Origin of the sequence: Paraburkholderia sp. RAU2J (genome assembly GCF_003634845.1) — a bacterium.
Classification (GTDB): Bacteria; Pseudomonadota; Gammaproteobacteria; order Burkholderiales; family Burkholderiaceae; genus Paraburkholderia; species Paraburkholderia fynbosensis.
In genome coordinates, this window is sequence record NZ_RBXG01000002.1 from 2614607 (window position 1) to 2627291 (window position 12685).

Sequence of the window (12685 nt, forward strand, 5' to 3'; positions counted from 1 at the left end):
TGATTTGCGCAAATGAACCACCACCTACAGCAACTCGCACCCGATATGTTCAGTTCGCTCAAATTGGCAGACGAGTCGCACCTTCAGACGCCATGCCTCCGAGTTTGTGAATACGCAGCTTCTTCCAATGGACTGAACGAGGCGAACGCAAATGAGGCGCTGGATATGCTTCGCCAGGGGAAGCGTTATTCGCATGACTTGAAAGATCGGCTCGGCGCATTGACGGACCAATTGGATGAATACTATTTTCAGCTTAAAGAGCAGGCGGACGAAGCAGTAGATTCCGCAGATCGAGAGCGATTCACCAGCGAGTACCGTGATTATTTTGGAAAGGCGCGAGCCTTAGCCGCACTGAGCTTTGCTGGTGGTCAGGATGGCTTTGAAGCAGCCACTGAAGCAATTTATGAAGCAGGAGCAAGCGTAGCTGACGGAACACTGTTTTTGACCTTGTAAAGAGCGCTTTGGCTTCGTAGCCTGGAACTAAGTAAACCTCGTCCGTTTGGCGGGCCACAAATCTAATCAGCAATGGAAAATAAGAAATGGCTGGCGGTGCTGCCGCTCACAGCCGTGGTATCGCTCGCCTACGGGCAGCAAACGCCGACCCCGACACCAGCCGACACTGCAGCAGCGGCCCGCGCCAACGCCGAACAGAATCAGCGGGCCCAGCAACAGCGCCACGCGCAGCAACGCGAAGCGGTCGTTAATGCACCGTCTGTGCGCTCGGCGGTTGAGCGCGCCACAGGCTGGCCCGAGTTGCCAACCGAAACGCCATGCTTCCGCATTGATTCGTTAGCGCTCGATGTGCCCGCAACGCTGCCGGATGCAGCGCGCAAACAGGGCGCATCTGCGTTGCCGCTCGACCGCTTCGCCTTCGCCCGCGAATGGCTCAACCACTACAAGAACCAATGCGTCGGCAAGGCGGGACTCGACGCGCTCACGAAAGGATTGCAGCAGGCTATTCTCAGTCGTGGCTATATCACGACGCGCGTTCTGTTACCTGAGCAGGACCTGTCGACCGGCACGCTGAAGCTTGCACTGGTGCCCGGTGTCGTGCGGGCGATCCGGTTTGCCGATCCTTCCACGCGCGGTACGCTGAAATCCGCGTTTCCCGCGCGGGATGGCGACATGCTTCAGTTGCGCGACCTTGAGCAGGGTCTCGAACAGATGAAGCGCGTACCGAAGCAGGACGCGACCATGCAGATTATTCCCGGTACGTCGCCCGGCGAGAGCGACGTCGTCGTGACAGTCAAGCGCTCAAAGCCATGGTCGCTCGTCGTCTCGGCAGACAACTCGGGCACGGATGAGACGGGTCGTTATATCGGCAACGTGACGCTCGGCCTGTACAACCTCCTCGGCCTGAATGACGTACTGTCGGGGGGCTTCAACCAGGATCTCCAGTTCGGCAATCACGACCTCGGTATGCACGGCTGGAACGCCTCGTATGCCGTGCCGTGGGGCTACTGGACCGGCACGCTCTACGGCTATACGAATACGTACTACCAGCAAGTTGCAGGGGTCAACCAGACGTTCGTATCGAGCGGCAACGCGCAGACGGCGGGCCTGAAACTGGAGCGGGTTCTCCATCGTAGCCAGAACGATGTATCGGGCGTCGAGTTCCAGCTTATCAAGCGGTTCGGCGCGAGCTTTATCGAGGATACCGAAATACCGCAGCAATACCGGGACAATACGTTTATCGAGGCGGGGCTAACCAATCGTCATTACTTCGGCGCGGCGCAGTTCGACGGTACGCTCGCCTACCGCCAGGGTATCGGTGGACTCGGGGCGATGCCCGATACGCCGGGTGGCCCGACCTACCGCTTCAAGATGACGACGCTTGACGCAAACCTCTCTGTCCCGTTCGCGGTAGCCGGTCAGCCGCTTCGTTATGTCGGTACGGTACACGGACAGTTCACCAACGACGAGCTGAACTATATCGACGATCTGACCATCGGTAGCCGCTACACGGTGCGCGGTTTTAGCGGGCAGACGATGCTCGCGGCGGAAAAGGGTTTCTACTGGCGCAACGAACTCCAGTATCCGCTCGGGCAGTCGGGGCAGGTTCTCTATGCGGGCCTCGATTACGGCCACCTGTGGGGGCCGTCGGCCGCCTATCTCGCCGGTACGCAACTCGCGGGCGCCGCTATCGGCGTTAAGGGTTCGGTACCGACACGCCTCGGTGCATACAGCTACGACGTATCCGCCGGTACGCCGATCTATGCGCCGTCCGGTTTTCCTGCACCGAGCGTCACGCTCGGCTTTCAGATAACAGCGCAGTTCTGACAAGCGGTTGGTTGACAATGAGCGGCGTCAGCGGCTTCCTCACCAGATGCGGCTTCCGCTCCCGACGCTGCCTCGACGCCGCAAGCGTCAACCCAAACGGCGTGCCGCCCGGACGGCAACTTTACCTATTCGGGTTCGGCCGCGCAGGTGGTGCCGAACAATGGCCAACTTGCTGTAGTGGTTGTGCCGAGTTTGCCGGTGGCATATTCGAAGAACAGAAACATGACTGCGCCTGACGCGCCCGCATCAAGCCAGGTTCAGCAGACAGGCGGTGCGTTTACCACGCTTGCATCATCGGCTGCGGCGACCGACTGTCTTGGGCTCGCCCACGGGGCGGTGACCGAGGTCCAAAGCGTCGGCAGCGATATGGCGATTGGCCGGTGGAACCAGGCCATGGACACGGACGGCAATACCTATGCGAGCCAGCAAGGTGTCCACTATGCAGTCGGCACGCCGCTGTCGTTGTCCGCGACGAGCGGTACGCTCGCGTGTACCCAATTGATCGCAGACACGGTGGCAAGCAATGACGGCAGCGCAGGCGGTACGCTCGGAATGGCTTCGGCCACGCTCGATCTCGGCACACGCACGCTCAACGATCTGAGCCTGTCGGTCAATCTGGCGAATACCCAATATGCGCTGACGAACTCGCAGTCGCCGTTGAATGGTGTCTCGACGACCGGGCAGTTGTCCGTTCAGTCGGTGGTCGTGGGGCATGATGCGACGCAGCCGCTGGTTGCCGTCGGTTACTCGGCCACATTGCCGGATAGCCAGGGGATTGGCGGCGGCGTCGTGTTGCAGTGCCGGTAGGTGCCCGGGCGGGGAAAGCCACCGCCCGAGATTTTGCTACCCTTACTCCCCGCGAAAGACTTCGTCGAATATGAGTCGCAGGTCGTCGCCCCTGCATGGGCGGCTGCCGAAAGTCCGGCGTTCGCCCTTGTAGCGTACCCAACTCGGGTTCCTGCCTGCGTTCAGCTTGCCGCGCCGCCGCGTACCCGTCAGCCAGCTCACACTGGTGCCTGACTGCCGACCGGATACGCCTGCTTTTGGTCGAGCTATCCTCGTGAGCGCGGATCATTTGCACAAGGGCGAGGAACAGGCGCGACTGTATATCTGCCCATCGTTGGCCGTGACACTCGTCACGCCTGCGTCGATGACTTCGCCAAAGTGCCGCTGGGCGCCGACAGGTTCCGCACGCCGTGACCGGTTTCAAATAAGCCGTGCTGCTGTAAGTTCAAGCACCCAAGCCGGCCGGAAACCACCATGGAATCCGCCGGCTTCGTTTCATGCAGCAGCCGCCTCGCTGCGCGCCACTTCCGGTTCGAAAAACACCCAGCGCACCTGCGGAAACGTCGCCTGCAAATCCTCCTCGATCACGTTGATCGCATCGACCATCGCCCGCCCGCTCGCGTACTCGATCATTTCCGCCTGCACCGCCACCACCACGTGACGTCCCCATTGCAGCGTAATCATATTGACGATGCCGCGAATCTCGGCGCGCGCGCGCAGATGCGCTTCGATCGCGCCGCGCACTTCCGGGCTCGCCGATTCGCCGACGATCATCGACTTCACTTCGCGCGCCACCAGCCACGCGATCATCATCAGCAGCAAGCCGACGCCGACGGAGCCCAACGCGTCCCAAACGGGATTGCCGGTCACCATCGTGAGCAGCACGGCAGCGAACGCAATCGCGAGACCGGCGAGAGCGGCGATATCCTCGCCCGCGACGACCAGCAGTTCGGATTCGCGCGTCTCGCGAAACCAGCGCCACATGCCCTTGTCCGGATGCTTCTTGCGGATCTCCTTGACCGCGCCCCACAACGACAGCGCCTCGAGCACCACCGACACCCCAAGCACCGCCAACGCGACATACGCGAACTGCAACGGCTCGCGCGTGAACAGTCGATGCACGCCTTCATACACGGAAAACGCGCCGCCAACAAAGAACAGGAGCAACGCGACGAGCAGCGAATAGAAGTTGATTTCGCGTCCACGGCCCATCGGATGCAGCGGACTCGCGGGTCTGCGCGCCTGGCGCAGCCCGAACAGCAGCAACAGTTGATTGCCGCAATCGGCGGTCGAGTGAATGGCTTCGGCGAACATCGAACCGGAGCCCGTGAACGACGCCGCGGCGAACTTGCAGATGGCGATGCCGAGGTTGGCGGCGAGCGCGTAGAAAATGGCTTTCGGCGATTCTTCTTTCATCGTCGGGATGGGGGCCGTGAGTTTGCAGAGTGCTTTCGGTTAGCAAGAATCCGTATTATGGACACGCCGGGCGGCATGCGTCCAACCCCGGCGTTGTTTGCGCCACACTCCTGCTCATACTCGACGGCGTCCCCGCCGCCTGCGCGCCGCGCGGCCCGCTAGGCCCGCTCCAGCGCCGCCATTTCACGCACAATCACCAGCAGCATCGACAGACTCGCGCCGCCTGTCGCGCGCAGATCGGTCAGCAGGCGCGTATAGCGTTCGAGCTGAGCGGCGCGCTTGTCACGCCATGCGCGCACCAGCGCATCCGGCGTCGACGCGTCGTCCGCGTCGGCCAGCGCGCTCGTGGTCAGTGCGCGTTTGAGCCGTGCGAGTTCGGCCAGCGCGGTCGCGCGCGCAAGCATGTCCCAGTGCGAGGGCGCGGGCAACGCAGCCGCGCGCTCGCTGATCCAACCGTAGTTCAGCAGCGTGCCGAGTTCGAAATACACCCCCGCCACCAGTTCGAGACTGCGTCCGCACGTCGACGCCACTTCGGCAATGTCGAGCAACGCCGCCGAGATTTCGCCGCTCGCGATGCGCACCGCCAGTTCGCTGTCCACGCCCGCATCGACCAGCACGCGCTGGCGTTCGGACAGCGCTTCGAGATCGGCGGGCGGCAACAGCGCCGGCCATTGCGGCGCGAGCCGCTGCGCCGCGTCGCGGCAACGTGCGAGCAAGCCGGCCATGTTGTCATCGCCGACCGCACCGGATTGCAGATGCCGCAGAAACCACAGCGCCGAACGTTCGACGAGCCGCGCGACTTCGACGAACATGCGCGCCTGCACGTCGTCGGCGACGCGATTGTCGAGTGCGTCGATGCTGCGCCAAACGTCGTCGAGATCGAACACGTCGCGCGCCATGATGCACGCGCGCACGATGTCGCCGGGCCGCGCATCGGTCTCTTCCATCAGCCGATGCACGAACTCGCAGCCGACCCGGTTGACCAATGCGTTGGTCAGATGCGTCGCGAGGATTTCGCGGCGCAACGGGTGACGCTGCATCGGCACGCTGAAGCGCTGCCGCAGTGGTTTCGGGAAGTATTCGACGAGCATGTCGCTGACGAGCGGATCTTCCGGCATCGACGAATCGAGCAGCGCGTCGTATAGCCACATCTTGCTGTACGCGAGCAGCACCGCGCGCTCGGGCGTGGTGAGCCCCTGTTTCGCGGCGGCCCGTTCGGCGACTTCCTCATCGGTCGGCAGGAATTCGATCACACGATTCAGGCGCCCCGCGCGTTCGAGGTAGCGCATCAGCCGTGCTTCGGCATCGAGCAGTTCGACACCGTAGCGTCCCGCGATCGACAACGCCTGGGTCTGATAGTAGTTGTCCTGCAAGACGAGCAGGCCGACTTCGTCGGTCATTTCGGCGAGCAGCGCATTGCGCTGTTTCTCGGTCATCTCGCCATCGGCCACCACGAGGCCCAGCAGAATCTTGATGTTGACCTCATGGTCCGAGCAGTCCACGCCAGCGGAATTATCGATTGCATCGGTATTGAGGCGGCCGCCGCGCTGCGCGAATTCGATGCGCCCGAGTTGCGTCAGACCGAGATTGCCGCCTTCGGCCACCACCTTGCAGTGCAGATCGGCGCCGTTCACGCGGATCGCGTCGTTCGCGCGGTCGCCTACCTGCAGATGCGTTTCGCGGCTCGCCTTCACATAGGTGCCGATGCCGCCGTTATAAAGCAGATCGACCGGCGCCTGCAAAATCGCGCGCATCAGTTCGGCGGGCGCGAGCGCCGGCGCGCTGATGCCGAGCACCGACTGCACCGCCGGCGACAGCGGGATCGTCTTGGCGCTGCGCGCAAACACGCCACCACCCGCGGAGATCAGCGATGGGTCGTAATCGGCCCAGCTCGAACGGTCGAGCATGAAGAGCCGCCCGCGTTCGGCGAGGCTCGCCGCCGGATCGGGATTCGGGTCGAGAAAGATATGCCGGTGATCGAACGCGGCCACCAGTTTGATATGCGGCGACAGCAGCATGCCGTTGCCGAACACGTCGCCCGACATATCGCCGACACCCACTACCGTAAAGTCCATCGTCTGCGTATCCACGCCCATTTCGCGGAAGTGTCTCTTGACCGACTCCCATGCGCCGCGCGCGGTGATCGCCATTTTCTTGTGGTCGTAGCCGACCGAGCCGCCCGACGCAAACGCGTCGTCGAGCCAGAAGCCGTATTCCTGCGAGATCGCGTTCGCGTAGTCGGAGAATGTGGCCGTGCCCTTGTCGGCGGCGACGACCAGATACGGATCGTCCGGATCGTGGCGCACCACGTCGGGTGGCGGCACCACGTCGGTGCCCGCGAGATTGTCGGTCAGATCGAGCAGGCCGCGCAAAAAAGTCTGATAACACGCGACGCCCTCGCGCATCCACGCATCGCGCTCGCTCTGCGGCGGCGGATTCTTCACGACGAAGCCGCCCTTCGAGCCGACCGGCACGATCACCACGTTCTTCACCATCTGCGCCTTCATCAGGCCGAGCACTTCCGTGCGGAAGTCCTCACGCCGATCCGACCAGCGCAAACCGCCGCGCGCCACGCGGCCGCCGCGCAGGTGCACGCCTTCCACTCGCGGCGAATACACCCAGATCTCGAACATCGGTTTCGGCTCGGGCAAACCGGGCACTTGCGCGGGATCGAATTTGAAGGACAGATAGGGTTTGGGGCGTCCATCGGCGTCGAAGCGATAGTAGTTCGTGCGCCTGGTCGCCCTGATGACGCCGAGAAACTGGCGCAGTATGCGGTCCTCGTCGAGATTGGGCACCTGGTCGAGCGCGCTGTCGATCGTGCGCAGCCAGCCGTCGACGCGCGCCTCGCGCGTGTCGCCAAACACCGGATTGAAGCGCGCGATGAACAGTTCGACCAGCATCCGCGCAATGGCCGGATTGCCGGTCACCGCACGCTCGATATACGCGTCGCTGAACGTCGAGCCGACCTGGCGCAGGTACTTCGCATACGCGCGCAGAATCGTCACCTCGCGCGCATTCAACTGTGCGCGCAGCACGAGACGATTGAAGTCGTCGCTTTCGATCGCCCCGGTCCACACGCGCTCGAACGCCTCTTCGAACAAATCTTTCACGCGTTCGATATCGAACTCCGCATCGTCGGCGAGTTCGAGGCCGAAGTCGTGAATCCACGCGGGCGTGGCGCCCGCCGCCTCGATCAGATAAGGCCGCTCTTCATCGACCCGCACGCCCAGATGTTCGAGCATCGGCAAGCTGCGCGACAGCGCGATCGGCTGCCCCGCGCGATACACCTTGAAGCGGAATGCGCGAGGGCCTGCTTCGATCGGGCGATACAGGTTCATCGCGAGCCGCTCGCTGCCCTGCACGCGTTCGATCAGTTCGATATCTCGCACTGCCGTGCGCGCCGGGTAATCATCGCGATAGCCAGCCGGAAACGAGCCCGCATAGTGTTGCAGCAGACGGTTGCCCTGCTCTTCGCCGTACGCGTCGAGCAATGCATCCGCGAGATCGTCCTGCCAGCGGCGCGCGACCTGCACGAGCCGCGCCTCCAGTTCGCGCGTGTCGACATCGGGCATGCCGCCCGGTTTCGCATGCACGACGAAGTGAATCCGCGCGAGTGTCGACTCCGACAGCAGCGGCGTGAATTCGACGCTCTCGCCATTGAACGCGGCGGCCAGCAGATTCGCGATGCGTTGCCGCAGGTCTGTGTTGTACTTGTCGCGCGGTACGAACACGAGACACGACACGAACCGATCGAAGCGGTCGCGCCGCACGAACAGGCGCGTGCGCTGATGCTCCTGCAAACGCAGCACGCCGAGCGCAATCTCGTAGAGCTGGTCTTCGTCGGCCTGAAACAGTTCGTCGCGCGGATAGGTTTCGAGCACCGTCACCAGCGATTTCGCCAGATGGCCTTTTGGCAGAAAACCGGCGCGTCTTACGATATTCGCGCATTTGCGCCGCACGATCGGAATCTCGGCAGCCGATACGAAATAAGCGGTGGACGTGTAAAGGCCAATGAAGCGCCGCTCGCCGGTCACCTTGCCGTCCGCGCCGGTCAGCTTGATGCCTACGTAGTCGAGATAGCCGGGCCGATGCACGGTGGCCCGCGAATTGGCCTTGGTCAGAAAGATCGGCAACGAACTGGCGATGATCTCGGCCGCCGCCGCCGGCAACGCGGTGACTTCGGCGGCGCCGGCGGGCCGCATCGCGTCGCGCAGAATGCCGAGACCGGAGCCCGGCACCGCGCGCAGGCCGTAGCCGTTGTCGATCTGCACCAGTTCGTAGTCGCGCTGGCCGAGGAAGGTGAAATGATCTGCAATCATCCATTCGAGAAACGCGCGCGCTTCGACACCTTCGGGTCCCGCCTCGCCTGCCTTCATGCCCTTGATCGTCACGCGCGCGAGTTCGACGATTTTCGGCCAGTCCTCGACCGCCGCGCGCACGTCGCGCAGCACGCCGGCGATTTCGTCGCGCAGCGCGTCGAGTTTCGCGGCATCGCCGCAACGGTCCACTTCGAAGTGAATGAACGAGGTGAGATGCGAGCGCGTATCGGTGGCTTCTTCCGCGCCCTGGCTGACTCGTGCGATGCCGCCGTCGGAGCCGCGCCAGATGCGAAACACCGGATGCACGACCGAATGCAGCGCGAGCCCCTGCCGGTTCACCGCCATCGACACGGAATCGACGAGAAACGGCATGTCGTCGTTGACGATCTCGATCACGGTGTGATCCGAGTGCCAGCCGTGCTGTTCGAGAATCGGGTTATAGACACGCAGCCGTTCGGCGCCTGGCACGAAGCGCTGCGCGGTTTGCCAGTGCGCGAGCGCCGCACCGTACAGATCGGCGATCGAGCGGCTTTGCAGATCGTCGGCGTCGACGAAATCGTAGTAGTGCCGCAGAAAGGGCTCGACGATCTTGAAGGTCGGCTCAGGCAGCCGCCCACGCGCAAATTCGACGACATCGTTCAGCAGGTGCGTAACGGCTTCTTCGTTCTTTGCTTGCATGATCGACTCCCCCGGCTAGCGGCTATGGCGAGTAAGGCGTGATTCACATGCGTCGTCCGAAGGGGAATTATGCGCCTGCCGCCCCGAATCCGGCGACGACCGCAGTTAGGTAATACCCGCTGAACGTCACGGATGCTGCAGTTGCACAGCCGGCCGCTTAAGGCACGGGTTTCGGTACGGCCCGCGTGGGCGCGTGTTCGGGCGGTTGCGCCGCGTCGAGCCATGCGCGCACCTGTTCGGCTGTCCAGCCGGGATCGTCGTGCGGCAGGTCGTGACCGGCCCACGGATGCTCGCGCCGCGGCACAGCCCATGCCGCCGCGAGCTTTGCTGAGCACGCCGGATCGACCAGTCTGTCCGCCCGCGAAGAAAGGATCAGCATGGGAGCACGCGGTGCCGCAGCGGCAGCGGTAAAGCGCGCGGCGGCCCACAACTGCCGTAGCGCATTGCCGCGGCTCACCGGCGCGCTGCGGCGAATCGCGCTCCATGCGTCGAGATCCGCGTCCAGATCGTCGACGCGATTGCAGGTCAGCCGATGAATGCCGCGCTCGACGCGCGGCGCGTCGCTCCAGTGCGAAGCGATACTCAGCACGCCGGGCCATGCCGACGGCCGCAGCCGCTCATGCATGCGGCTGAATGGCCGCATGCTGGTATTGATCAACACGAGCCGTTCGATCTCCTCGGGATGCCGCTGCGCCCAGTCCGTCGCCACCATCCCGCCAAGCGACATCGCAAGCACGCGATACGGACCGGGCACGCCTGCGTGCAAAGCAGCACGGCGCACGAAGCCGACCATCTGCGCGACCGAGGCCGGCGAGCGCAAGTGCGCGAATGCGCCGTTGCCGGGCAGATCGATCGGCAGCAGGCCAGCGCCGACCGCCTCGCGCAGCGCATCGGGCAAGCGGCCCCAGTGGCGCGTTTCGCGCGTCAGGCCGCGCAGCAGAATCCACGCGCTCATACGGCGTCCGGTTTGTACCAGTGGTCGATTGCGCTTTGCAGCAGTTGCTCGCGGCGATTGCCTTGCGGCAACCAGCGCTGCGACGAAAACGCCGCGCGCGCCAGAAAGTCGAGCAGGTTCGCATGACGACGCAACACGCGCGCGGTGCGATGCGCCTTGACCGGGTTGAACATGCCCTGACGCGAAAACAGCTGGCGCGGGTTTTTTTTGATCCAGAGCCATGAGCCGAGTTCGAGGGTCATCGGCAGGAAGATGTTGGGCGCGGGCGCGCGGTCGTACGCGAAGTCCCATAGATCGCCATGCAACAGGTACTGGTGGCTTTGCGGTTCGAATGTATAGCCGTGATGCGGATGCGCACGCTCGAACATCGTTTTCAACACGTACATCTCCGGCAAATGCGGCATCGACTTACGGGTTCGCGCGTACGGAAACCAGATGCTGTCGCTCCAGCCGTAACCCGAGTGGCAATCGAGCGCGAAGCTCAAAGGCCGCGCTGCCAGTTGCGTTGCGACGACATGCAGCAGTGCGGCGGCTTCCGGCTCCATCGGCTCGCCGTCGCGGCCGCGATACCACGGCAGCCATGGGCCGAGCCGTTGCCCCCCAGCGAGCAGCGGCACGCGGGCGTCGGCGTTCTGCGGCGCATTGCGCATCAGGTCGACGCCGTTCGGATTTGCGCGGGTGGCGGACCACATGCCGCCAGGGTTGACGATCGGCATGAAGATCAGTCGGATCGACTGCAACTGGCGTACGAGCAACTCGTCCCATTCGAGCCGCGCGAGCAGTGCGCGCATGTAGTCGAGTACGAGTTGCGAGCCGATCCGCTCGAGTCCGTGAATGCCGCCGAAAAAGCCGATGGCGGGCGCCTGCGGATCGGTCGAACCGATGCTCGCGGTGTGAACGGCGAATTGCCGGCCACGCACCGTCGTCTCGCAGACCGTGCCGATTTCGAAGCTCGCGCTGCCGTGGTCGAGGATCGACTTGAGGTCGTCGTATTCCGCGAAACTGTCGGGAAGGAGGCTATACATGGCGCGATCGATAGCTTGCGCAAAGGACGCCTGCGCCTTGTCCGGCATGGCTTTCAGCCCGGTCATGCATGTCCTGCCTGGTTCCTGGCATCGATATCTCCGTGTGCGCGCTGGCGTCCGCGGCGCGAGAGGCATCGTATCAAATCCGGAGCATCAAAAGATGCCCGCAGGCAGGCCGGACCACGAACCGAATTGCCTCCCTGACCGCGATTTCGAAAAGTATTTGCGTTTTGGAAAGACTTTCCACTAATATGGGCCCTGTGCCGGATCGGCGCGTCATCGGGATGCGCCCGACCGAAAGCCGTGGATTCAAGGTGACAAGCAATGAGCGCCGTAGCCGAACGCATCCTTCGTGTGTTGGAAGACCTCGCCAATGCGCCAGAGGGCAAAACGCTTTCAGAACTTTCGACTGCCCTCGACCTGCCGGTGAGTGCAACTCATCGTCTGCTCGCGGACCTCGTCGATCAAGGCTATGTGCGAAAGGACGAACGGCGTGGCGAATTCTCGCTGACCATGAAGATGCCGTCGCTGGGTCTGCGCTTTCTGAGCGCCGGTGGCGTCGTGGACGTCGCGCAGCCTATTCTGGAGCGGCTTGCCGCGGCATCGGGTGAATTGATCCGCCTTGCCATCGTGGATGGTGAGCAGCTCATTTACGTTGCCAAGGCGCAAGGCGCGCGCCAGGGCATTCGCTACGATCCCGAGATGGGCCGCGCGGTCACCCTTTCGTGCAGCGCGGCCGGCATGATCTGGCTCGCGGGCAAGAGCGAGGAAGATGCATTCAGGCTCGTATCGCAACAAGGTTTCGGTATGCCGGCCGACTTCGGTCCGCGCGCGCCGACGACCTTCAAAGCCCTGCTGCCCATGATCAAACTCGCACGAAAAAAACGGCTACGCGACGACGCAGGACATGTTTTTGCCCGCCATGAGTTCCATGGCCACGCCGGTGCACGCGGCAAACGGCGAGGTACGCGCGATCCTGATCATCGCGGGACCGATGTCGCGCCTGACAGACGAACGAATGAAAGAACTGGTTCCCGCACTCATGTCGACCGCGACGGAACTCTCCGAGGCAAGCGGAGTATCGCCAATGCTCAAACAGGCGCTGCACAGCGCGAGCCACACGGAGAGTGCCGGACGTTAAAGCGGCCGTTTTCGGCGCGCGGTTTGTTCAATCCCATTCGGGGCTGCAGCAAGGCGAAATGAGCTCCGTCTTCGCCGCGGCC

General features: G+C 63.3%; 8 protein-coding genes and 1 pseudogene. 5 read left to right on the forward strand and 4 right to left on the reverse strand.

Translation table 11 applies throughout. The annotated features are described in order from the left end of the window. Window positions 1-12 precede the first annotated feature (12 nt). From B0G69_RS29255 to B0G69_RS29265, 3 genes are all read left to right on the forward strand, one after another. Entirely contained in the window at window positions 13-453 is a 441-nt protein-coding gene (locus B0G69_RS29255; RefSeq protein ID WP_147440786.1) for a hypothetical protein, read from the forward strand. A 72-nt stretch (window positions 454-525) separates the two neighbouring features. Continuing rightward, window positions 526-2280: a ShlB/FhaC/HecB family hemolysin secretion/activation protein gene (locus B0G69_RS29260; RefSeq protein WP_121323395.1), complete on the forward strand. Its 1755-nt coding sequence runs from the start codon at window positions 526-528 to the stop codon at window positions 2278-2280. Window positions 2281-2502: 222 nt separating this feature from the next. Beyond that, on the forward strand, window positions 2503-3087 hold the full coding sequence (locus B0G69_RS29265) for a hypothetical protein (protein WP_121323397.1): 585 nt from the start codon (window positions 2503-2505) through the stop codon (window positions 3085-3087). Window positions 3088-3561: 474 nt separating this feature from the next. On the opposite strand, the gene B0G69_RS29270 is transcribed toward B0G69_RS29265, so the two are convergent. From B0G69_RS29270 to B0G69_RS29285, 4 genes are all read right to left on the reverse strand, one after another. Further along, window positions 3562-4482, reverse strand: a complete 921-nt coding sequence (locus B0G69_RS29270) for a cation diffusion facilitator family transporter (RefSeq protein WP_121323399.1) — start codon at window positions 4480-4482, stop codon at window positions 3562-3564. Between the two features lie 158 nt (window positions 4483-4640). Further along, complete coding sequence (locus B0G69_RS29275; protein ID WP_121323401.1) at window positions 4641-9482, reverse strand: NAD-glutamate dehydrogenase; 4842 nt, start codon at window positions 9480-9482, stop codon at window positions 4641-4643. 157 nt (window positions 9483-9639) lie between these two features. Further along, window positions 9640-10437, reverse strand: coding sequence for an alpha/beta hydrolase (locus B0G69_RS29280; protein WP_121323403.1), 798 nt, complete (start codon window positions 10435-10437; stop codon window positions 9640-9642). Further along, window positions 10434-11462, reverse strand: coding sequence for a M14 family zinc carboxypeptidase (locus B0G69_RS29285; RefSeq protein WP_121323947.1), 1029 nt, complete (start codon window positions 11460-11462; stop codon window positions 10434-10436). Before B0G69_RS29285 ends, B0G69_RS29280 begins: the two co-directional genes overlap by 4 nt. A 324-nt stretch (window positions 11463-11786) precedes the next feature. Here B0G69_RS29285 and B0G69_RS43020 point away from each other — a divergent pair. Further along, a pseudogene (locus B0G69_RS43020) lies at window positions 11787-11891 on the forward strand (IclR family transcriptional regulator); the annotation flags it as partial. Between the two features lie 502 nt (window positions 11892-12393). Beyond that, a complete protein-coding gene (locus tag B0G69_RS43025; protein ID WP_347232531.1) occupies window positions 12394-12603 on the forward strand; it encodes an IclR family transcriptional regulator C-terminal domain-containing protein in 210 nt (69 codons plus the stop codon). The last annotated feature ends 82 nt before the right edge of the window (window positions 12604-12685 follow it).